This is a genomic window from Mesorhizobium sp. C268A (assembly GCF_040324475.1).
Taxonomy (GTDB): Bacteria; Pseudomonadota; Alphaproteobacteria; order Rhizobiales; family Rhizobiaceae; genus Mesorhizobium.
On the sequence record NZ_JAMYVX010000003.1, the window covers coordinates 637,758 to 658,989 of the forward strand.

A 21,232-nucleotide genomic window follows, 5' to 3' on the forward strand; every position below is an offset into this window, starting at 1 on the left:
TACACGGGGAGAAGGTGCCGGCAGGCGGATGAGGGGCGGCGCGACATGTCAAAAAAACAGCCCACGCCAAAATGGCTTACAATCGTCGGCATCGGCGAGGACGGTTTAGCGAGTCTCGGCGACGAGGCCAAGCGGCAGATCGCTGACGCCGAGACCGTCTTCGGCGGCAAGCGGCATCTGGCGCTGGTGGCTTCGCTCATCAAGGGTGAGCAGCGCCCATGGCCGGTGCCATTCGATGCCGGCATGGCAGACGTGCTGGCGCTGGCCGGCCGGCGCGTCTGCGTGCTCGCCTCCGGTGATCCATTCTTCCACGGGGTCGGCGCCACCCTTGCCCGCAAGGTCAAGCCTGAAGAGATGCATGTCATCCCCGCGCCATCGGCGATTTCGCTGGCTGCCGCCCGGCTCGGCTGGGCGTTGCAGGACATCGAGACGATCTCGCTGCATGGAAGGCCGCTCGACCTGATCCGGCCGCTGCTGCATCCCAGGGCGCGCATCCTGGCGCTGACATCGGACGGCGACGCACCAGCGACAATAGCGCGCCTGCTCGTAGAGCTCGACTTCGGCGGTTCGCGGCTGACCGTTCTGGAAGCGCTGGGCGGACCGAACGAGATGCTTCGCTCGGCACGTGCCGACGCTTTCGATCTCAGAGACATCAATCCGCTCAACGTGCTGGCGCTTGAGCTTGAATCGACACAAGAGGCCCGCATCCTGCCGCTGACCGTTGGCCGCGCCGACCATCTGTTCGAGCACGACGGCCAGATCACCAAGCACGACATCCGCGCCATCACGCTTGCGGCGCTGGCGCCGAGGCGTGGCGAATTGCTGTGGGACATCGGCGCCGGTTCCGGCTCCATCGGCATCGAATGGATGCTCGCTCACCCCTCGATGCGCGCCATCGCCATCGAGGCCAACAGCGACCGCGCCGCCCGCATCGTCCGCAACGCCGCGCATTGCGGCGTGCCCGGTCTTGTCGTGGTGGAAGGGTCGGCGCCCAAGGCACTGGCCGGGCTGGACACGCCGGATGCGATCTTCATCGGCGGAGGTGGCAGCGACGCCGGCGTACTGAACGCCGCCATCAAGGCGCTGCCATCCCGTGGCCGTCTCGTTGCCAATGCGGTGACGCTGGAGATGGAGGCGCTGCTTCTCGCGGAGCACATCAAGCGCGGCGGCGACCTTACCCGCATCACCATTTCCCGCGCTTCTCCTGTCGGTTCGATGCAGGCCTGGCGCCCGGCCATGCCGGTCACCCAGTGGAGCTGGGTGAAGCCATGATGGTGGCGGGCATCGGCAGCCGGAAGGGCGTGAGCGTCGAAGACGTGCTCGCGGCGATCGAAACCGCCCTCGAAGCGCACGGGCTGGCGATAACGGCGCTGTCGGCCTTGGCGACCGCCGCGCTCAAGAAAGACGAAGAAGCGATCTCTGCCGCTGGCCGCACGCTCAACCTTCCCGTCATCATCGTTGATGACGCAGCACTTCAGGCCGTCTCGTCGGAGGCACTCAGCAAATCCGATCTCTCGCAGGATCTCGCCGGCACACCCTCCGTCTCAGAAGCCTCCGCCCTTGCCGTTGCCGGCCCCGGTGCAAAGCTGCTTGGTCCACGCACCGTGCTCGGCCCGGTCACCTGCGCCATCGCCATCAGCGGAGACGCGCCATGACGGTGCATTTCATCGGCGCCGGTCCCGGCGCCGCCGACCTCATCACACTGCGCGGCGCCAAGCTGCTGGCAAGCTGCCCGGTCTGTCTGCATGCCGGCTCGATCGTCGCGCCGGAATTGCTGCAACACTGCGCACCGGGGACCAAACTGATCGATACGGCGCCGATGTCACTCGACGAAATCGAGGTCGAATATGTGACAGCCCACCAGGCCGGCCACGATGTCGCCCGCCTGCATTCCGGCGACCTCTCGGTGTGGAGCGCCGTGGCCGAGCAGATCCGCCGGCTGGAAAAACACGGCATTCCTTACACGCTGACGCCGGGCGTTCCCTCTTTCGCCGCCGCAGCCGCAGCCCTTCGCCGCGAACTGACCATTCCCGAGGTGGCGCAGAGTCTGGTGCTGACCCGCGTCTCGGGCCGCGCCTCGAAAATGCCGCCGGGCGAAACGCTGGCCGGCTTCGGCCGCACCGGCGCGACGCTGGCCATTCATCTCGCCATCCACGCCATCGACCGAGTCGTCGCCGAATTGTCGCCGCATTATGGCGGCGATTGCCCGGTGGCGATCGTCTTTCGCGCTTCATGGCCGGACGAGCGCGTGCTGACCGGCACGCTCGCCACGATCGAGGCACTGCTCGCCGCCGACCCGATGGAGCGCACGGCGATCATCTTCGTCGGCCGCTCGCTGGCAGCGGAAGGTTTTGGCGAGAGTTCATTGTACGACGCCCACTATCAGCGGCGTTTTCGCGGACGGGACGGATTGTGAGCGGTAAAAGCGAAAACACCACGCTCGAACAGGCCCTTGCCCGGCTGAACTTCAAGCCGCGCCGGCTTGAGCCGGGCCATGTCTGGCTGGCCGGCGCCGGCCCGGGCGATCCCGGCTGCCTGACGCTGGAAGTGCTGGCGGCATTGGCCGAGGCCGACGCCGTGGTCTATGACGCGCTGGTCTCCTCTGACGTTGTCGCCGTTGCGGACAATGCCCAGCTGTTCTTTGCAGGAAAACGCGGCGGCAAACCGTCCATGAGGCAGGACGATATCACCGCTTTGCTGGTGCGGCTGGCACGCGAGGGCCGCCGCGTCGTCCGGCTGAAGGGCGGCGATCCCTATATTTTCGGCCGTGGCGGCGAAGAGGCGCTGGCGCTGGCGCGCGAAAAAATTCCGTTCCGCGTCCTGCCCGGCCTGACATCGGGGCTGAGCGCGCTGGCCGCCACCGGCATTCCCGCAACCATGCGCGGCATCAACAAGGCGATCATCCTGGCGACAGGTCATGCCGCCGGCACAGATGACGATCTCGACTGGGGCGCGATCGCCCGCACCGGCCAGCCGGTGGTCATCTATATGGGCATGGCCAATCTGCCTGTTATCGCCGCGTCGCTGCTCGAAGGCGGGCTGGCGCCGTCGACGCCGGCGGCTGTCATCGTTTCGGCGACGACACCGCAGGAGCGGACCGTCGTCGCGACACTCGCCACCATTTCCGAAGCGGCCGCCGCGGCGGAATTGGCCTCGCCGGCCCTCATTGTCGTCGGCGGCATCGTCGCCATGCGCGCAGCACTGGCGGGTAACGCATGACCCGCGCCATCATCATCGGCGCGCCGCGTTCCGGCTCCGGCAAGACCAGCGTCACCATCGGCATTTTGCGCGCGCTCGCCCGGCGCGGCATCAAGGTGCGCGGCGCCAAGTCCGGCCCCGACTATATCGATCCGGGTTTTCATACCGCCGCAACCGGTCTGTCCGGCGTCAACCTGGACAGCTGGGCGATGTCGCCTGACCTGCTCAACGCGTTGGCCGGCAATGCCACCGAGGATGCCGATTTTATCTTCCTCGAAAGCGCGATGGGCCTGTTCGACGGCATCCCGGCCGGACAAGGCCGCACCGGCTCGGCCGCCGATCTGGCGCGGCTCTACCACCTGCCGGTGCTTTTGGTGCTCGACGTCTCGGGACAGTCGACGACGGCGGCCGCCGTCGCCAAGGGTTTTGCCACCTACGACCCGGATGTGCGCATGGCCGGAATCGTGCTCAACCGTCTCGGCAGCGAGCGCCACCGCAAGCTGTGCAGCGAGGCGATCGAAACGCTCGGCCTGCCGGTCGTCGGCGCCATCCTGCGCGATCCCACGCTCAATTTGCCGGAGCGCCATCTCGGCCTCGTCCAGGCCGGCGAATATGCCGACCTGATGACGCATCTCGACCGCCTCGCCGACATGGTCGAGAAATCCCTCGACCTTGACGCCATCATGGCGCTGGCCGCGCCGTTTTCGCCGGCATCAGGCAGTTTCGAACATGCCTTGCAGCCGCCCGGCCAACGAATCGCGCTCGCCGAAGACGCCGCCTTCACCTTCCTCTATCCGCACGTCGCCGCCCACTGGCGTCAGGCCGGCGCCGAGATCGTGCCGTTCTCGCCGCTAGCCGACGAAGCACCGGTGCAGAATTGCGATGTCTGCTGGCTGCCCGGCGGCTATCCCGAGCTCCACTCCGGCAGCCTCGCGGCGGCGACCAATTTCCGAGCTGGCATGGCCAGGTTTGCCGAGACCAAGCCGATCCATGGCGAGTGCGGCGGCTTCATGGTGCTGGGCGAAGCGCTGGAGGACGCGGCCGGCGAGACGCACGCCATGCTTGGCCTGCTCGGCCATTCCACCAGCTTTGCCAAGCGCAAGATGAACCTCGGCTACCGCGAGGCACGCCTGCGCGTCGCCTGTCCGCTGGGGCCGCAAGGCGCGCTGATCCGTGGCCATGAATTCCACTATGCGCAGATGATTGCGACCGGCAATGACGAGCCGCTGGCCGACCTAGCCGATGGCCAGGGCAATCCACTCGGCGCCTCCGGCTACCGGCGCGGCCATGTCAGCGGCACCTTCTTTCATGCCATTGCGAGGAGTGCATGACCGCCGTGCCCTCGCCCCGGCAAGCGCTCGAGGACGTCGCGCTTTGCCTCGTCTTCTTCACCCGGCTGCCGCTGCCGGTCTTCGACTTTCGTGGCCGCAGCCTGGCCGATGCGATCTGGGCGGCGCCTGTCGCCGGCCTCGCCATCGCTGTGGTTGGTGCTGTCGTCTACGCAGCGGGCGTACAGCTCGGCCTTGCCCCCGGCCCGGCAGCAGCCCTTGCGCTTGCAGCAACCCTGCTCGCCACGGGCTGCCTGCATGAGGACGGGCTGTCGGATGTCGCCGACGGTTTTGGCGGCGGCAAGACGCGCGATAAAAAACTGGAGATCATGCGCGACAGCCGCATCGGCGCCTATGGCGCAGCAGCTCTTGGCCTGTCGATGCTCATCCGCTGGAGCGCGCTGTCGCAACTGGCCAATCCGACAAGCGTGCTCTTCGCGCTGATCGCCGCACACGCCGCATCGCGCGCCCTGCTCGGCGCGTTCATGCATCTGGCGCCGGCGGCGCGCAGTGACGGCCTGTCTGCCGGCGCCGGGACCGTCTCGGCCCAGACAGCTGTTCTCGGCGCCGTGCTCGGCGCCATCCCCCTTCTGACGCTGGGGCTCGGCGGCGCCTGTGCCGCACTGATCCTGCTCGCTCTCGTGTTCAGCGCCTTGCGCGCGCTCTCCCTCAACCAGATCGGCGGCCACACCGGTGATACGATCGGCGCCCTGCAGCAGCTGGGCGAGATCACTGTCCTGCTCGTCGCTTCCGTTTCCCTGTCCTGATTCTTCCCCGGAGATTCCTTCCCCATGCCATTCAAATCATTCGACGAACTGCGCGCCGCCTGTCTCGATCTGCCTGCCGGCAGCGATACCACCGCCAACGCCGTCGCCCGCCGCCAAGACACGCTGACCAAGCCGCAAGGCAGCCTGGGCCGGCTGGAAACTCTCGCCGCCTGGCTGGCGCGCTGGCAGGGTCGCGACATGCCGAAACTCGACCGCGTCAAAGTCTTCGTGTTCGCCGGCAACCACGGTGTGACGGCGCAAGGCGTGTCGGCCTTCCCGTCGGAAGTGACGGTGCAGATGGTGGCGAATTTCGCCGGCGGCGGCGCCGCCATCAACCAGCTGGCCCGCATCGCCGGCGCGGAACTCGACGTCATCCCGCTCGATCTCGATCATCCGACCGGCGACTTCACTGACGTGCCGGCAATGGACGAAAAAACCTTCCTCGCCGCCGTCTCGGCAGGCTACGACGCGGTGACGAACGACCTCGACCTCGTCTGTTTCGGCGAGATGGGCATCGGCAACACCACGCCGGCGGCCGCCATCTCGACCGCCCTGTTCGGCGGCGGCGCTGAAAAATGGACCGGGCGCGGCACCGGCGTCGACGATGCCGGGCTGAAGCGCAAGGTCACCGCCATTGAATCCGGCCTCAAGCGCCATGCCGACGCGCTGTCCGACCCGCTGAAGATCGCCGCCGCCCTTGGCGGCCGCGAACTCGCCGCCATCTTCGGCGCCACGCTCGCCGCCCGCCGCAAGAACGTCCCGGTGCTGCTCGACGGCTTCGTCTGCACGGCCGCCGCAGCACCCCTGGCGCGGCTGCACCCCAACGGCCTTGCCCACACCATCGCCGCCCATGTCTCGGCCGAATCCGGCCACCGCCACCTGCTCGAAGCGCTCGGCCTGCCGCCGCTGCTCGACCTCGGCATGCGGCTCGGCGAAGGCTCCGGCGCCTGCCTCGCCGTCAACATCGTCCGCTCGGCACTGGAATGCCATGCGAGGATGGCGAGTTTTGCCGAGGCTGGCGTGTCGGAGAAGTAAACCAGAGCGGTTTAGGGGACCGCCTTGGTAAGAAGCATCTTTTATTCCTGAAAACTCTTCAGTAGAGTTGGAGGATGATGAAGCTCCGTCCGCTTGCTGCTGCTATAGCTATCGCCGCGGTTCTTGCCGGTGTGTATCGGCGTAGCGGATACACAACCTATGGACCGCTCGACACCGCTATCCTCGTTGTCTTTCTGGTATTCTTCTGGTGGCTGATCAGCGACTTCTCAAGAAGAAAAGCCCGCGTCGATGCTGATGGACGTCAGAGCACGGATGGCGGGATCGCTTTTCGGTTCGGCAGATTTCTGCGTCGGGTTTTTCGACGTAGCAATCGCGGCCTTTGACACGGCAAATTGTAGGCCGAAATGACATTGCGCCGTGGAACCGGTCGCCTCGTTTCTGGGCGCGCGGCTCAGAGGATCACCGGAATAGCAAGTCTACACCGGAATGCCCTCGGCAGGCTCGCGCCACCACCCGACGCATGCCGAAGACGCGTTAAAGCGTCTCTGATACCAAGGTCTTCCACCAACTTTTCTAGAAATTTGGTGGGTGCGCACAGGATTGAACTGTGGACCCGCTGATTAAGAGTCAGCTGCTCTACCAACTGAGCTACGCACCCACTCGGCCGGCAAAAACCGGCGTTGGCGGGCATATAGCCGCCGATACCGGTCCTGTCCAGCCCTGCCGGAATCATTTCCCGACAAATCGCTCCGGGCTTCGGTTTCGAGTGTTGCAGCGAAGCAAAAACCAGAGTCGTCGGCGGGACAGCGCCCCCCTCTGCCCTGCCGGGCATCTCCCCCACCTGGGGGGAGATTGGCAGCCTTGCCGTTTCGCCTGTCTTTCGGCGTTGGAGATTGGCGAAAGCCAATGCGACATCCGATCTCCCCCCTCGTGGGGGAGATGTCCGGCAGGACAGAGGGGGGCGTGAAGGATCGCCGACAGCGACGATCTCAGCCACGGGCCACTCAAACGAACAGCTTTCCTTCCGCCACCTTGATGGCATGGCCGCCGATGCGCGCGGAGGCCAGTTTTCCGCCCTCGACAGTGAGTTCGAGCCGGATACGCGATGGCCGGCCCATCTCCAGCCCCTGCTCGATCCACAGCTGCGAAATGCCGTCGGTCGGGCCATCGAACTGCATGATGGCGCCGGCAAAGGCCGCCGCCGCCGACCCGGTCGCCGGGTCTTCATAGGACGGCGTGCCCGGCACGATCATGCGGACATGGAAGGCGCTGTCATGGTTCACCGTCTGGCGGCAATAGACATACGGGCTGGCGAAGGCCCATTCGCTCTTGCGCGGCGCCAGTTCCGACCAGACCTGGTTGTCGAGCTTGATCCGGCCGGCAGCCTCCAGATTGGCAACCGGAATGGTGACGTAAGGCACGCCTGCCGACCAGAACGACACCAGGTGATTCTCGAAGCCGATCTCGTGCGGCGCCAGCCCGAGGGCGGCGCCGATCGCCTCCGGGTCGGCATCGAGCTTCAGCGGCTCCGGCAGCTTCGCCAGGTCGAACTCGGCAAAGGTGGCGCCATCGTGCCGGCTGACGGCGCAGCGCACCGGGCCGATATTCTCCTCCAGCACGAAGATGCCGGCTTCGCCCTCGCCTGTCAGTTCGGCCAGCGCGATCGCGGCGCCAACTGTCGGATGTCCGGCGAACGGCATCTCATAGTCGGGCGTGAAAATGCGGATGCGGTTGCGATGTTTTGGATTGTCCGGCGGCAGCACGAAGACCGATTCGGACAGGTTGAACTCGCGCGCAATGGCCTGCATGGCGGCTGTATCCAGCCCTTGGCTGTCGAGCACGACAGCCAGCGGATTGCCGGCCAGCCGCTCCGTCGTAAACACATCGTAGAGCAAGTAATTGCGGGTCTGCATCTTGAAAAACCTTCCGCCTCAATCCGAACATGGCCGAAATTTAATTTGATATTCGAACCACCAAGCCTGATCTGTGCACATATAGGGACATTACGCTTTCATAGGGGTCCGGCGTGGACCAGCTTGTCAATCTGCCAAAGACGGAATCGGATTCCGCCATCGAGGCGGCGCTTGGGCTTGACCAGAGTGGTGTGCGCAAGACGCGCCGTCGTGGCTGGCTTTACGCGCTGCTGGCGCTGATCGCCGTTGCCGGCGGCCTCGCCGGCTACCAATGGTATGCCGGCTCCCCGGCCAAGATCGACTACACCACAACGCCGGCCACCATTGCCGACCTCACCGTCGCGGTATCGGCGACCGGCACGCTGCAGCCCCTCACCCAGGTCGACATTTCAAGCGAACTGTCCGGCATCATCCGCTCGGTGTCGGCCGAAGAGAACCAGCAGGTCAAGAAGGGCGATGTGCTGGCGACGCTCGACACGGTGAAACTTGAGGTCCAGATCGAACGCGCCGAAGCCTCGGCCAAGGCCGCTGCCGCCAATGTCGAGGACGCCACGGTAACCCTGAAGGAGAACGAAAGCGCCCTCACCCGCGCGGCCGAACTGACCAGGCGTGGCATGGCGACCGATCAGTCGCTCGAGGCGGCGACTGCCACGCGCGACCGCTCCAAGGCGGCGCTCGATAGTGCGCAGGCCAATCTCGCCATCGCCCAGGCCGATCTCAAGGCGCAGCAGACCGACCTTGCCAAGAGCACCATCTATGCGCCGATTGACGGCATCGTCTTGACGCGTTCCGTCGACCCCGGCCAGACGGTCGCCTCCTCGCTGCAGGCGCCGGTTCTGTTCATCATCGCCGCCGATTTGAGGAACATGGAATTGGTGGCGGCGGTCGACGAGGCCGATATCGGCGCGGTCAAACCAGGCCAGCATGCACGCTTCACCGTCGATGCCTTTCCGGAGCGGCCGTTCGACGCCGAGATCCGCGACATCTCCTACGCCTCGGTCACCACCGACGGCGTCGTCACCTACAATGCACGGTTGGAAGTCGACAATAACGAGCTTTTGCTGCGGCCCGGCATGACCGCCACGGTTTCGGTCGTCACCAGGCAGGCCAAGAGCGTGCTCACCGTGCCGTCCACCGCTTTCCGCTACCGCCCGGCGCAGCAGGCCGCGCGCGCGTGGAGCCTCAGCGATCTGTTCACCGGCCGCATGGGCCGTGGCGGCAACCGCCGCCAGCCGGTGAAGGCGCCCACCGACGGCTCACGCACGCTCTATTTGCTGGAGAACGGCCGGCCGCACCCGGTCAACGTCAAGATCGGCTCCACCGACGGCGAACTGACCGAGATCACCTCCGGGCTGGATGAAGGTGCAGAGGTTATCACGACCTCGCAGCTGCGGAGCTGACGCCATGGCCGCGGGCCTCATCGGTTTCGACACGGTCTGGAAGAGCTATGGCCAGGGCGAAGCCAAGGTCCATGCGCTGGCCGGCGTCGACCTCGCCATCCAGCGTGGCGAATTCGTCGCCATCATGGGCCCGTCCGGTTCGGGCAAATCGACCGCGATGAACATCATCGGTTGCCTCGACACGCCGACGGCCGGAACCTACTCCTTCATGGGCATCGACGCCGGGCGGCTCGACCGCAACCGCCGGGCGCTTCTGCGCAATCTCTATATCGGCTTCGTCTTCCAGGGTTACAATCTGTTGCCGCGCACCACGGCGGCGGAAAATGTCGAGCTGCCGCTGATCTATCGCGGCGCGCCGGCCCGCGAGCGCCGCGATCTTGCCATGCAGGCGCTGGCGGAGGTCGGCCTGGTCGGGCGCGAACATCACACGCCGGCCGAACTCTCCGGTGGTCAGCAACAGCGCGTGGCGATCGCGCGCGCCATCGTCACCAGGCCGACGCTGCTCGTCGCCGACGAGCCGACCGGCAATCTCGACACCGCCCGCACGCATGAGATCATGGAGTTGTTGACGCGGCTGAACCGGGAGCTCGGCTTGACCATCGCCATGGTCACCCACGAGGCCGATGTCGCCGATTATGCCGAGCGCACCATCCGCTTCCTCGACGGCCACGTCGCGTCCGACACGGCCAAGTCGGAGTTGGCGTCATGATCTGGGAAACCGTCCGCCTCTCTCTGCGCTCCATCCGCCGCAATGTGCTGCGCTCGTTCCTGACGCTGCTCGGCATCGTCATCGGTGTCGCCGCCGTCATCGCCATGCTGACCATCGGTTCGGGCACCACGGCCAAGGTCAAGTCGGACATCGCCAAGCTCGGCTCGAACCTGCTCGTCGTCCGTCCCGGCCGCCCGGCAGGCACCGGCGGACCAGGCGGGCTCGACCAGGCGGTACGGCCTCTGGCCGACAAGGATGTAGCCGCCCTCGTAGCCCACCTGACCGGAGCGCGCGCCATTGCGCCGGCGTCGCAGAAACAAGTCCGCGTCATTTTCGGCACCGAGAGCCTGACCTCGGGCGTCACCGGCACCGACAGCGCCTATCTCGACGCCCGCGACTGGAAGCTGGTGTCGGGCCGCCCGTTCTCGGATTCGGAAACACGCTCCGGCACCGGCGTCTGCCTGATCGGCGAAACGGTGCGCCAGCAATTCTTCGGCGCCGGCGAACCCGAGGGCGAGATCATCCGCGTCAACCGCACCTCGTGCAAGATCATCGGCCTGCTCGAACCCAAGGGCTATACCGGCTTCGGCCAGGACCAGGACAATGTCGTCTTGATGCCGCTTGCCGCCTATCAGCGCCGCATCGCCGGCAACCGCGACATCGACAACATCTACGTCGCCGCCGACGACCGCACCCCGACCACCGAATTGCAGCCGCGAGTCGAGGACATTTTGCGCGACACCCGCCGCATCACGCCGGACCGCGAAGACGATTTCTCGATCCGCGACATGACCCAGATCGCCGACGCCATGGCCAGCGCCACCACCACCATGACCGGCATGCTGGGCGCCGTCGCGGGCGTCAGCCTGCTGGTCGGCGGCATCGGGATCATGAACATTATGCTGGTCTCGGTCACTGAGCGCACCCGCGAGATCGGCATCAGGCTCGCCATCGGCGCGCATGAAAAGCACATCCTCATCCAGTTCCTGGTCGAGGCGACGGTGCTGTCGCTGCTCGGCGGCATTATCGGCATCCTGATCGGCCTGGCGCTGGCCGGCCTCGCCTCGGCAACGCTGGCCATACCGTTTGCGCCGAGCCCGGCGGTCATCCTGCTCGCCGTCGGTTTTTCGGCGCTGATCGGCATGGTGTTCGGCTTCTTCCCGGCGCTGCGCGGCGCCAGGCTCGACCCGATCGACGCGCTGCGCCACGAATAAGCGCCAGATCAGCTCCACCGTAACCAACCGCTATCCACAAGGATGGGTGCTTGTCGACATCGGCAATACTTGTTGTCGTCCGGTCTGCGATGCTAATTTTAGAGCAAAGCATCTGGTCAAGGAGTGGCAATGAGCAAGAAGGCGCGGCTGATTCTGACGATGGTGATCATCGAAGGCGCCCTTGCGGGACTTTGGTGGTATCTCGCCCGCTACGGCATGGCCAATCCCGATCGTGTCACCGCCGATTTTCAGGCAGTCGTCGGCCAGACGATGGGCATGGTCATGGGTGGATTGCTGGGCATCGGCGTTATCCTGTTCCTCGTCGCCGCCCGCAACGACCGCAAGGCGGCGCAGAACAATCCGCGCCGTTAGCCCCCGCCACCGCCAAAATGCCACTCGACCAGCGGCTTCATATGCGGTGCCAGCCCTTCCGGCAGGTCGGCGGCGTGGCGGATGATCACCGGCCCCTCGATCTCCGGCTCGGTCTCGGTCGCGACGAAGGCGCCGATGCGCCGCGCAATCTCGTCGGCCGGCGCATCGACGTGGTAGCGGCGGAAGAGGACCGTGCCGGTCGAAGTCGACAGCGCATGGTAGCGCTTGCCGCGCGCAGCGCCTGTCAGGTCAAGCCCGGTCTCCTCGCGCACTTCACGGATCATGTTGAAATCGACATCGACGCGGCCATCGCGAAAATCGATCGGCTCGAACGAGCCGGCAGCGAAGTAGACACTGCCGGCCGGGACCGTGTGCGCGCCCATGCGGATCGCCACCAGGGCGTTGTCGCCGGCGACCAGCATGGCGTGGCCATAGGCATGCTCGGCGCCCGTCCCCTGCCGGTTCTTTCGCCACAGCAGGAAGGTCGAGTACTTCACCGCGTGACAACGCCCGACGATCCGGTTGTCGCGCCAGGCGAGCGCCGAGAGCAGCACCACCGTGCCGTCGAACAGCGCCGGATTGGCCGTGACCTCGCGCCGCCAGTTGTCAGTGATCGCCTGCGCGTTGTCGCGCTCGAACGGATGCGGGCCGGGGTCGAGCCGGACGTCGATTTCGTCGACGGGCAGGATGACGTTGCGCGGCAGGTCGAAGCTCACCGTGCTCAAGCCATGTCCAGGGTAATTGCGACGGGACAATGGTCCGACGCCTTCGGCCGGTCCCAGCCGGCGCGCGGAAAGCGCTCCACCGCCTGTCCCGCCGGAAAGATGGTGCGCCAGGGCTGGCCGTTGCGGATGATGTCGGGAACCGCCGTCGCATTCTTCGCCGCCAGCCCTTTCGACAGCAGGATGTAGTCGAGCTGGCACAGATGCCGCTCCTTCGGCCCGCGCGTGTGGTAGAAACTCCAGCGGTCCATCTCCGGCCGGCGTTCGACGACGTTTTCGCAAAAGCCGCCGGCGGTGAGCACATCGATACAGGACTGGCTCTCGTCGATCACCTGGAAGCGGTAGCCGTCGACGGCGTCGCCCTCGATCTTCACCCGCTGGCGGTAGTCGTTCATGTCGCCGCAGATCGCCCAGTTTTTATCGGCTGCGTGCTCTTTGCCGAAGCGCTCCTCGATGATGCGGCGCACGGCTTGCGCCTCGGCGATGCGCACCGGCATCGTCGCCTCGCGTCCGTCGAGCCCGTTGCGCGGCGAGCCCATCGATTTGAAATGGACGAGGTAAAGCGTCAGCGGCACGCCGCCGACCTTGATGTCGACCTCCAGGCAATCGCGCCGGAAGATGCGTTCGTTGGCCAGGTTGCCGAGCGCCTCGAGTTCAGGCGTGTGCAGCCCGAACTGCTCGAACGTGACATAGGCATGGCTGGTCATGCGCACGAATTCGATCGGCTGACCTTGCGCGGTCTCGTTGCGCATCATCACGGCAACGTCGATGCCGCGCGAATCATTGCCGGCGGTGGTGTATTTCTGCCGGTAACCCTCGCCCACCATCTTGAAGAGATAGCCATACTCGAACGCCTTCAGCGCCTCGATGTTGTCAACCTCCTGCATGCAGATGATGTCCGCGCGGGTGGCGGCGATGGCGAGCGCGGTCAACTGGCGCGTATCGTCGGATTGCGCGATGGCGCGCGCCTGCTCCAGCATCCGGTATTCGGCTTCGCTCTGGATGTCGAAAAGCGCCAGCGTGCGGTCTTCGTTGAGCTGGTTGCGGAAGCCCGAGTAATCGAACCTGTTCATCAGGTTTTCGACATTGAAAGTGGCGAGGCGCAGCGACATGGACTGACCTTTGCCCGCAAGCGCCAATGAAAACAAGGGCTGCTCGTCATGGCTGATGGAACCTTTCTGTTCATCCTCCGTTCAGACGCCAAGGTCCATCAATAGGCCACTTCCCTGGGGTATCCGGGCGTGGGGCCTGTATCACTTGGAGAGTGCAATGAGCTCGCTCTTTTCGTCCACAGTCAAATCCGGGCTGTTAGCGCTCGGTCTTTTCTCGGGTCTCACGGCGCCATCCGCCGCGGGCCCGATCCTGCAGCCGGACTTGTCGGTGCCGGCAAGCACCGCATTGTCTGACATCACACCGGTTCGCGACAGCTGGGCGGGCGGCAATGACCGCCGCTCCTTCAACGATTGGCAGTGGCGCCGCCACGACAGCCGTCGCTTTGCCGGGTCAGGCAACTGGAACAACGGCAATTGGAATGGCGGCAACTGGAACGGCGGCGACAACTGGCGCTGGCGCCATCACCGCCACCATCGCGGCCGTGATTTTGACACCGGCGCCGCAGCAGTTCTCGGCCTCGGCCTGGGTCTCGGCCTCGGCAGCATCTACAACAACGGCTACTACAACAACGGCTATTACAATGACGGCTACTACGTGCAGCCGGCGCCCCGCCGCTATTACCGCACGCAGCGTCTGTCCAGCGCCCATGTCCAGTGGTGCTACGACCGCTATCGGTCCTACCGGGCCTGGGACAACACGTTCCAGCCCTATGGTGGCCCGCGCCAGCAATGCTGGTCGCCCTACAGCTGACCTATAAACGACAATAAACGACGGCGCCGCCCCATCGCGGCGCCGTTTTCATTGGGAAAGACGGCTGGTCTCGGTCACCGCTAACCATATGTTTATCGGCTCAGCCTATCCGTGATATCGTGCCCCATCTGACGATCGCGCCGATCCGGTCGCGAAGGACGCCGTCATGGCCGACAACGAATTGCGAAACAAACACCGGCAGCGCGTGCTGAAGGGCGCGACGATTCTGACCGGCCTCACCAATTCCGAGGTCAAGTGCACGGTCCGCAACATGCATGCCGGCGGCGCCGAACTGAAAGTCTCGATAGACGCGCGCGTGCCGGACGAGTTCCTGCTCTATGTGCCTGTCGACGGCATCGGCTACAAGGCCATCGTGCGCTGGCGCCGCGACGACCGCATCGGCGTCGAGTTCACCGGCACCGAGCCGAAGCCGCATTGGCACTATGGCTGATTATCCTGATCGATAAACCGGCATCAAAAGCCGGCGGATCGCTCCGCCGGCTCTTTGCTCCCAATCCCGACGACTGCGGGTTAGTTCTTGGCCTTGTCGACCAGCTTGTTCTTGGAAATCCAAGGCATCATGGCGCGCAGCTTGGCGCCGACTTCCTCGATCTGGTGGCTGTCATTGTTGCGGCGGATGCCCTTGAAGCGCGACATGCCGGCGCGGTATTCCTGCATCCACTCCGAGGTGAATTTTCCGGTCTGGATGTCTTTCAGCACGCGCTTCATCTCGGCCTTGGTCTCGGCGGTAATGATGCGCGGGCCTGAGACATATTCACCCCATTCGGCGGTGTTCGAGATCGAGTAGTTCATGTTGGCGATGCCGCCTTCATAGATCAGGTCGACGATCAGCTTGACCTCGTGCAGGCACTCGAAATAGGCCATTTCGGGTGCGTAGCCGGCCTCAACCAGCGTCTCGAAGCCGGCGCGGATCAGCTCGACCAGGCCGCCGCAGAGCACGACCTGCTCGCCGAACAGATCGGTCTCGCATTCCTCGCGGAAATTGGTCTCGATGATGCCCGAACGGCCGCCGCCGACACCGCAGGCGTAGGACAGAGCGAGATCGAGCGCATTGCCGGAAGCATCCTGGTTGACGGCGACCAGGCACGGCACGCCGCCGCCCTTCTGGTATTCGCCGCGCACCGTGTGGCCGGGGCCTTTCGGCGCGATCATGACGACATCGACGGTCGACTTCGGCTCGATGAGGCCGAAATGCACGTTGAGGCCGTGCGCGAAGGCAATCGCGGCGCCGTCACGAATGTTTGGCGCGATTTCGTTTTTGTAGATGTCGGCCTGCAATTCGTCAGGCGTCGCCATCATCATCAAATCGGCCCATTTGGCAGCGTCCGCCACGCTCATCACTTTCAGGCCATCAGCCTCGACCTTCTTGGCGGTCGCCGATCCCGCCTTGAGGCCGATGGCGATTTCCTTGGCGCCGGAATCCTTGAGGTTGAGCGCGTGCGCCCGGCCTTGGCTGCCATAGCCGATAATGGCGACCTTCTTGCCCTTGATCAGATTGAGATCGGCGTCGCGATCGTAATAGACACGCATCTTTTGCTTCCTTCCCACAGAGATTAGAGGCCTTGCGGCCCGGTTTTTGCTCCATAAAGAGCGAGAAACTGCTGCGTCGCCCGGGCGGCATCGCCGCCGATCGCCGCTTCAGTCAATTCCAGCCTGTCGCCGAGCAGCAGACGGATCTGCACGTCGCGGGCGACCAGCCCGAAAAAGGTCCGGAACGCCATTTCGGCGTCCGTAAAGTCGAGCAGTCCGGCCTGCTTGCCGGCAAGCAGCACCGGCTTCAGCCGTCTGGCCAGCGCGAAACGGCCATTCTCCAGCACGATGGCGCCGAGATCGTCCTTTCCGGATCCGGCATGGCCGACCGCGACGCGGTTCAGCGCGATCGAGGTATCGCTCGAAATCACCTTTAGCCAGTCCGAGGCGAAGCCTTCCAGGCTTGCCGTCATCGAGGCAAGATCGAGCCGCTCACCGTCGACCGGCACCACGCGCACTTTCGATGCCTGCCACTGCACGGTCGCCGTCAGCAATCCGTCGCGGTCGCCGAACCATTTGTAGAGCGTTTCCTTCGAGCAGCTGGCGCGCCGCGCCACCGCCGTCATGGTCAGATTGTCGCCCTCCTCGACCAGCAGCCGCAAAGCCGCGTCCAGGACGGCCGTTTGCCGCTCTGTCAGCACTTCGCTGGTATCGATCTCGGCACTCGCCTGCAACAATTTCCTGCCCATTCGATGAGGTCGCCGGGTCGCCTCAAACGGCGTACCGTACGTTACGGTTCGGCATATTGCGCAATCCTGTGCTCGACGCAAGGGGTTCGGTAGAAAAATCGTCGACGTGAGAGCCGCCGAGCAAACCACGAGATTCTGACGGATCAATCATCGGCGGGCGGATGGCGCAGCTCTCCAAGCAGGCTCGCCAGTATCTTCAGCTCCTCCGCGGAGAGTTTTGCGCCGACCAATTCCGCAATCGACCGTCCATAGACAGCCCACATCCGTCGCCGCGTCTGACGGCCCTTGGCCGAGATGCGGATGGTCTGGCCGCGGCCGTCATCGGCAACCCTGAGTTTCTCGACCAGTCCTTCGGCCTCGAGCCGCGCCAGAAGCCGCGAGATGTTATACTGCGCAAACAGTGTGCGCTCGGTCAGCTGGAATGGCCGCAGCCCGCCCTCACCCGCCTCGGCGAGTTCATGCAGCACGTCATACCAGTCGAGCGGCGGCAAGCCGCTGGTCTTCAAAGCCTCTTCCGCCTTTTCGATGAGCTGGCGCGAAACCCGCATTAGGCGGGCCCAGGCCTTGACGGCTTCGGGCGAAGGCGTGGTTGTTTTGGTCATGACCCATCCTAGGCGATAGATGCAGTTGCATCAAGCTTGACGATCGATGCACTAGCATCAAACTTGACGATCGATGCACTTGCATCTATATGCATGCAACTGCATCGATCCGGGAAAGATCCATGAAACACGAAATCTGCAAAGTCGCCGACGTCCCACAGACGGGCAGCCTGATCGCGCCATTCTTCGGCCGCGAGGTCCATATTTGGCGCAGCGGTGAGCGCATCCGCGCCGCCGCCAATGTCTGCCTGCATTTCGGCGGGCCGCTCGACTGCAAGGACGGCAAGCTGGTCTGCCAATGGCACGGCGCCGCCTTCGACATGACATCAGGCGACCGGATCGAAGGTCCGGCGCCAAAAGCGTCGCGACTGATGTTCCTGTCGACGCGCGTCGAGGACGGCGCGTTGAACTATGTCTGGGGAGAGTGACATGCCTGAGAAGAATGAAATGCCTGAGAAGAATGAAATGACTGGCAAGCTCATTCTCGTCAGCCATCATCTATGCCCCTATGTGCAGCGCGCGGCGATCTCGCTGGCCGAGAAAGGCGTGCCGTTTGAGCGTGTCACCATCGACCTCGCCAACAAGCCGGACTGGTTCAAGGCGATTTCGCCGCTGGGCAAGGTGCCGCTGCTGATCGTCCAGGCAAATGGCGAGGAGACGGTGATCTTCGAATCCGCCGTCATTCTCGAATTCCTCGAGGAGACGCAAGCCAATCCTCTGCATCCGGCCGACGCCTACGCCCGTGCCCGGCATCGCGCCTGGATCGAGTTCGGCTCGGCGACATTGAACGCCATCGGCCGGTTCTACACGGCTTCGACGGAGGCCGCCTTCCTGGCAGAGTCCACGGCACTTTCGGCCATGTTCGATCGTCTGGAGGACGAACTGGCCGACCAGGCCGGACCGTGGTTCAATGGCGAGTGCTTTTGCCTCGTCGATGCCGTCTACGGCCCGGTCTTCCGCTATCTCGACGCCTTCGACCGGATCGGCAATTTCGGCATTCTGGACGGCAAGCCATTGGTCCAGGCCTGGCGCAAGGCGTTGAGCGAACGCGCCTCGATCAAGGGTGCCGTGGCGCCGGACTATCCGCAGCGGCTGCGTCTATTCCTGCGTGCGAGAAATTCGCTTCTCTCGACCCTGATCCCGCCGGATGATCTGGCCAGTGCACCTCCTCTAGCCCGATCCGCCTGAACGGATCGATCAGCGTGCCGGCCACCATCGAGGCAAGCACGCTTGGCACTGGCGGGATTTTGGCGATGGTTGCCACCAGCCTGTCGCGGAAGAAGGGCAGCATCGTGCCGTCCGACTGGTAGAACGGCGTCAGCGCCAGCGACAGCAGCTGGAAGATTCGGACATGCCATCGCCGCGCCCGGGCGTAGCTTTCCAGCGCTGCCTCGACGTTGCCCGTTTGTGCCAAGGCATGGCTGAGTGCTGCCGCGTCGAGCAACGCCATGTTGGCGCCTTGCCCGAGCTGCGGGCTGGTCGAATGCGCGGCATCGCCGATCACGGCCAGCCTGCGGCCGGCCGGCAGCTTCATCGTGTGGTGGCCGTAGCGCGCCAGCGACAGCTGGTCGAAGCTGTCGATCTGGCTGGTGAACGCCTCGCACTGCGGCCACAGCGAGACCAGTCTCGCCTTCCAGGCGTCGAGCCCTGCCGCGCGCACGTTTTCGGCATCCGCCGGCTTCAGGCTCCAGAAGAACGCCGCCATCTTTTCCGCGCCCGGTTCCGGTCGGCCGATCGGCAGGACGCCGATCATCACGCTGGCCTTGTCGTAGCGCTGCAGCAGCGCATTTTCGTCGAAGCCTTGGCGCCAGCCGAGCGAGGCCCAGAACGCGCCGTAAGTGAGCTGCCGCGGCTCGGCCGGATCGTTGAGGCACCGGCGCAGCTTCGAACGCGAGCCGCTGGCGTCGACCACGAGGTCGAACGGCCCTGCCCTGCGGCCCCCCACCGTTCGGCTCTTGTCGAAGATCAGGATCGCCCGCTCACCGACGTCCAGCGTCTCGATCTCGACACCGGTTTCGATGGCGATGCCTTGGCGCTGCGCGGCGCGAAACAACATGTTGAACAACGCCGCCCGGTGCACCGCCAGCCCGAAACGGCCGCCAGGCTGCGCATCGTAGCGCACGGCGAGCACGGTGCGGCCGCTCGAGGCATCGGCGCCATGCAGACGCTCGATGCGGCTCCCCAGCGCCAGAATGTCGTCGAGCAGGCCGAGATCGGCGAGCACGCTCAGCCCGGTCGGCTGCAGGATCAGTCCGGAACCGACGGGCTTGGGTTCCTCGAAACGTTCGAAGATGGTGACGTTGTGGCCCGCGCGCTTGAGATAGAGCGCGGTGGCGAGCCCCGCCGGGCCGGCGCCCGCAATCGCGATGTCGAGAGATTTTTCCATTGCCCGCCCAACTACTGGCCGGACAATCCTTCGGCGCCATTGTCAAATCAAGCCTTTGCTGCATGGACCAAAACATCAGCCACCGGCGTCGAAGGCAGCGCGCGCCTTGCGCACCGCACCATGGTTGAGTTCGGCCCACAGGATCAATTGATGCAAGGCGCCGAACATCGAACGGCCGAGATCGGTCAGGCTGTATTCGACGCTTGGCGGCTTGGTCGGGAACACTTCGCGATGAACAAAGCCGTCGCGCTGCAGATCGTGGAGCGTCTGGGTGAGCATGCGCTGCGAGATGTCGGGCACCAGGCGCCGCAACTCGCCGAAACGATAGGGCTGCTCTGCGAGCGCCGCCATCAGCAGCGAACTCCATTTGCCGTTCACGCCCTGCATCACGTCGCGAACCGGGCAATCGGCAATGTTTGCGCCATCGCTGGTGGCTTTGAATATATTGAGCTTGGTTCTCAGATTGACGACCTTGCCGTCCATCGCTGCTGGTTCCCTGGCGGTGCCTACCTCCCTAAAAACTGCCTTCTTTACGGTGGCCGGTCAATTCTTATTTTAGTGCTGGTCTCTTTTTGAGACTGTCAGAAGCACCCGCCACCCGGCGCAATTTCAGGATCCCCCATGACCGCAACCCTTCTCGTCACCGGCGCTTCCGGCCAGCTTGGCCGCGGCGTCATCAACCACCTGCTGAACACATTAAAGATCTCCGCAAACCGCATCATCGCCACCACCCGTACACCCGCCAACCTTGCCGATCTGGCGGCGCGCGGCGTCGTCGTCAGAGCCGCTGACTTCAACGACCCGCAATCGCTTGCCGAGGCCTTCGCGGGAGCCGACCGGGCACTCGTCATCTCGACCAACGAACTTGAGGTACAGGGGAAGCGGCGCGAGCAGCAGCTTGCGGCGGTGACGGCGGCCAAACAGGCTGGCGTCGGCCACCTGCTGTACACCTCGATGCCCAACCCCGAGCCTGGTTCGCCGGTTGTTTTCGCGCCCGACCACTACGACACCGAACAGGCGATCAAGGCGAGCGGGATCCCCTACACGATATTCCGCAATGGCTGGTATAACGAGAACCTGTTCATGGCGTTGCCGCAGGTTCTGGCATCGGGTCAGTGGTACACCTCCGCCGGCGACGGCGCCATTTCCTACGGCACGCGTGACGATTTCGCGGCGGCGATCGCAGCGGGGCTCGCCTCGGACAGCAGCGAAAGCGCGACTTACACGCTCACCGGCCCCAGTGCGTATACGGCTGCCGAAGTGGCGGCGTTGGTCACCGAGGTCACCAGCAAGCCGATCAAGGTCATCCAGCTTTCCGACGAAGCCCTGACCGAGGGAATGAAGTCGGCCGGCCTGCCTGAACCCTTCGCCAAGGTGCTGGTTTCATTCGACGCCGCCGCCCGCGCCGGTGACCTCGGCATGGTGACCGACGCGGTCGAAAAACTCTCCGGCCGAAAGTCGGTGCCGCTGAAGCAGTTTCTGGAGACGAACAAGGCTGCACTGGCCGGCTGAAAGCTGCATT

24 protein-coding genes, 1 tRNA gene and 1 pseudogene are annotated in these 21,232 nt (G+C 64.7%); 17 read left to right on the top strand and 9 right to left on the bottom strand.

Features of this window, described 5'->3' with window-relative positions; all coding sequences use genetic code 11:
* The first annotated feature begins 45 nt into the window (after positions 1–45).
* The 8 genes from NKL06_RS29950 (at position 46) to NKL06_RS29985 (ending at position 6,672) form a co-directional block, all read left to right on the top strand.
* Positions 46–1,272, top strand: a complete 1,227-nt coding sequence (locus NKL06_RS29950; protein ID WP_023690941.1) for a bifunctional cobalt-precorrin-7 (C(5))-methyltransferase/cobalt-precorrin-6B (C(15))-methyltransferase — start codon at positions 46–48, stop codon at positions 1,270–1,272.
* The gene (locus tag NKL06_RS29955; protein WP_023690940.1) at positions 1,269–1,655 is read left to right on the top strand and encodes a cobalamin biosynthesis protein; all 387 of its coding nucleotides are present in this window, start codon (positions 1,269–1,271) and stop codon (positions 1,653–1,655) included. Before NKL06_RS29950 ends, NKL06_RS29955 begins: the two co-directional genes overlap by 4 nt.
* Positions 1,652–2,416 (top strand): precorrin-4 C(11)-methyltransferase, encoded by a 765-nt coding sequence (gene cobM / locus NKL06_RS29960; protein WP_023690316.1) that lies wholly within the window; start codon positions 1,652–1,654, stop codon positions 2,414–2,416. Before NKL06_RS29955 ends, cobM begins: the two co-directional genes overlap by 4 nt.
* On the top strand, positions 2,413–3,219 hold the full coding sequence (gene cobA, locus NKL06_RS29965) for a uroporphyrinogen-III C-methyltransferase (RefSeq protein ID WP_023690939.1): 807 nt from the start codon (positions 2,413–2,415) through the stop codon (positions 3,217–3,219). Before cobM ends, cobA begins: the two co-directional genes overlap by 4 nt.
* Positions 3,216–4,529, top strand: a complete 1,314-nt coding sequence (locus NKL06_RS29970; RefSeq protein ID WP_023670839.1) for a cobyrinic acid a,c-diamide synthase CobB — start codon at positions 3,216–3,218, stop codon at positions 4,527–4,529. Before cobA ends, NKL06_RS29970 begins: the two co-directional genes overlap by 4 nt.
* The gene (gene cobS, locus NKL06_RS29975) at positions 4,526–5,293 is read left to right on the top strand and encodes an adenosylcobinamide-GDP ribazoletransferase (RefSeq protein WP_031208016.1); all 768 of its coding nucleotides are present in this window, start codon (positions 4,526–4,528) and stop codon (positions 5,291–5,293) included. The genes NKL06_RS29970 and cobS overlap by 4 nt, the downstream gene beginning before the upstream one ends.
* Positions 5,294–5,317: 24 nt before the next feature.
* A complete protein-coding gene (gene cobT / locus NKL06_RS29980; protein WP_023690937.1) occupies positions 5,318–6,328 on the top strand; it encodes a nicotinate-nucleotide--dimethylbenzimidazole phosphoribosyltransferase in 1,011 nt (336 codons plus the stop codon).
* A 74-nt stretch (positions 6,329–6,402) separates the two neighbouring features.
* Complete coding sequence (locus tag NKL06_RS29985) at positions 6,403–6,672, top strand: hypothetical protein (RefSeq protein WP_023690936.1); 270 nt, start codon at positions 6,403–6,405, stop codon at positions 6,670–6,672.
* Between the two features lie 199 nt (positions 6,673–6,871).
* Here the strand turns inward: NKL06_RS29985 and NKL06_RS29990 are convergent.
* Positions 6,872–6,947, bottom strand: a tRNA-Lys gene (locus NKL06_RS29990).
* 346 nt (positions 6,948–7,293) lie between these two features.
* On the bottom strand, positions 7,294–8,202 hold the full coding sequence (locus tag NKL06_RS29995) for a PhzF family phenazine biosynthesis protein (RefSeq protein ID WP_023690935.1): 909 nt from the start codon (positions 8,200–8,202) through the stop codon (positions 7,294–7,296).
* A gap of 113 nt (positions 8,203–8,315) precedes the next feature.
* Between NKL06_RS29995 and NKL06_RS30000 the strand changes: the two genes are divergently transcribed.
* From NKL06_RS30000 to NKL06_RS30015, 4 genes are all read left to right on the top strand, one after another.
* Positions 8,316–9,602, top strand: coding sequence for an efflux RND transporter periplasmic adaptor subunit (locus tag NKL06_RS30000; protein WP_023690934.1), 1,287 nt, complete (start codon positions 8,316–8,318; stop codon positions 9,600–9,602).
* A 4-nt stretch (positions 9,603–9,606) separates the two neighbouring features.
* Positions 9,607–10,311, top strand: coding sequence for an ABC transporter ATP-binding protein (locus NKL06_RS30005; RefSeq protein ID WP_023685174.1), 705 nt, complete (start codon positions 9,607–9,609; stop codon positions 10,309–10,311).
* On the top strand, positions 10,308–11,525 hold the full coding sequence (locus NKL06_RS30010) for an ABC transporter permease (RefSeq protein WP_023690933.1): 1,218 nt from the start codon (positions 10,308–10,310) through the stop codon (positions 11,523–11,525). Before NKL06_RS30005 ends, NKL06_RS30010 begins: the two co-directional genes overlap by 4 nt.
* A 129-nt stretch (positions 11,526–11,654) precedes the next feature.
* Positions 11,655–11,897 carry a hypothetical protein gene (locus NKL06_RS30015; protein ID WP_023690325.1) on the top strand — a complete coding sequence of 81 codons (243 nt, stop codon included), beginning with the start codon at positions 11,655–11,657 and terminating at the stop codon, positions 11,895–11,897.
* Here NKL06_RS30015 and NKL06_RS30020 read toward each other — a convergent pair.
* Together NKL06_RS30020 and NKL06_RS30025 are read right to left on the bottom strand one after the other, a co-directional pair.
* Entirely contained in the window at positions 11,894–12,613 is a 720-nt protein-coding gene (locus NKL06_RS30020; protein WP_023668380.1) for an NUDIX hydrolase, read from the bottom strand. The two genes, NKL06_RS30015 and NKL06_RS30020, sit on opposite strands and share 4 nt — an antisense overlap.
* A 5-nt stretch (positions 12,614–12,618) precedes the next feature.
* Positions 12,619–13,731 carry an endonuclease/exonuclease/phosphatase family protein gene (locus NKL06_RS30025; protein ID WP_023690932.1) on the bottom strand — a complete coding sequence of 371 codons (1,113 nt, stop codon included), beginning with the start codon at positions 13,729–13,731 and terminating at the stop codon, positions 12,619–12,621.
* Positions 13,732–13,888: 157 nt separating this feature from the next.
* On the opposite strand from NKL06_RS30025, the gene NKL06_RS30030 reads away from it, so the two are divergent.
* Together NKL06_RS30030 and NKL06_RS30035 are read left to right on the top strand one after the other, a co-directional pair.
* Positions 13,889–14,482, top strand: coding sequence for a BA14K family protein (locus tag NKL06_RS30030; protein ID WP_023690328.1), 594 nt, complete (start codon positions 13,889–13,891; stop codon positions 14,480–14,482).
* 166 nt (positions 14,483–14,648) lie between these two features.
* A complete protein-coding gene (locus NKL06_RS30035) occupies positions 14,649–14,933 on the top strand; it encodes a PilZ domain-containing protein (RefSeq protein WP_023685169.1) in 285 nt (94 codons plus the stop codon).
* 80 nt (positions 14,934–15,013) lie between these two features.
* Here the strand turns inward: NKL06_RS30035 and ilvC are convergent, their stop codons facing one another.
* The 3 genes from ilvC to NKL06_RS30050 all read right to left on the bottom strand — a co-directional run bounded on the left by ilvC (position 15,014) and on the right by NKL06_RS30050 (position 17,324).
* Positions 15,014–16,033: a ketol-acid reductoisomerase gene (gene ilvC, locus NKL06_RS30040; protein WP_013531065.1), complete on the bottom strand. Its 1,020-nt coding sequence runs from the start codon at positions 16,031–16,033 to the stop codon at positions 15,014–15,016.
* Positions 16,034–16,056: 23 nt separating this feature from the next.
* On the bottom strand, positions 16,057–16,722 hold the full coding sequence (locus NKL06_RS30045; RefSeq protein ID WP_081726780.1) for a TetR/AcrR family transcriptional regulator: 666 nt from the start codon (positions 16,720–16,722) through the stop codon (positions 16,057–16,059).
* 143 nt (positions 16,723–16,865) lie between these two features.
* Entirely contained in the window at positions 16,866–17,324 is a 459-nt protein-coding gene (locus NKL06_RS30050; protein ID WP_023690331.1) for a MarR family winged helix-turn-helix transcriptional regulator, read from the bottom strand.
* A 122-nt stretch (positions 17,325–17,446) separates the two neighbouring features.
* Between NKL06_RS30050 and NKL06_RS30055 the strand changes: the two genes are divergently transcribed.
* Together NKL06_RS30055 and NKL06_RS30060 are read left to right on the top strand one after the other, a co-directional pair.
* Positions 17,447–17,752 carry a Rieske (2Fe-2S) protein gene (locus NKL06_RS30055; protein ID WP_023690332.1) on the top strand — a complete coding sequence of 102 codons (306 nt, stop codon included), beginning with the start codon at positions 17,447–17,449 and terminating at the stop codon, positions 17,750–17,752.
* Between the two features lies 1 nt (position 17,753).
* Positions 17,754–18,512 (top strand): glutathione S-transferase family protein, encoded by a 759-nt coding sequence (locus NKL06_RS30060; protein WP_081725372.1) that lies wholly within the window; start codon positions 17,754–17,756, stop codon positions 18,510–18,512.
* Here NKL06_RS30060 and NKL06_RS30065 read toward each other — a convergent pair.
* A pseudogene (locus NKL06_RS30065) lies at positions 18,475–19,710 on the bottom strand (FAD-dependent oxidoreductase); the annotation flags it as partial. The gene NKL06_RS30060 and the pseudogene NKL06_RS30065 sit on opposite strands and share 38 nt — an antisense overlap.
* A 75-nt stretch (positions 19,711–19,785) precedes the next feature.
* Positions 19,786–20,193 carry a winged helix-turn-helix transcriptional regulator gene (locus NKL06_RS30070; protein ID WP_023690335.1) on the bottom strand — a complete coding sequence of 136 codons (408 nt, stop codon included), beginning with the start codon at positions 20,191–20,193 and terminating at the stop codon, positions 19,786–19,788.
* A 138-nt stretch (positions 20,194–20,331) separates the two neighbouring features.
* Here NKL06_RS30070 and NKL06_RS30075 point away from each other — a divergent pair, with 138 nt between their 5' ends.
* Positions 20,332–21,222 (top strand): SDR family oxidoreductase, encoded by an 891-nt coding sequence (locus tag NKL06_RS30075; RefSeq protein WP_023690929.1) that lies wholly within the window; start codon positions 20,332–20,334, stop codon positions 21,220–21,222.
* Positions 21,223–21,232 lie beyond the last annotated feature (10 nt).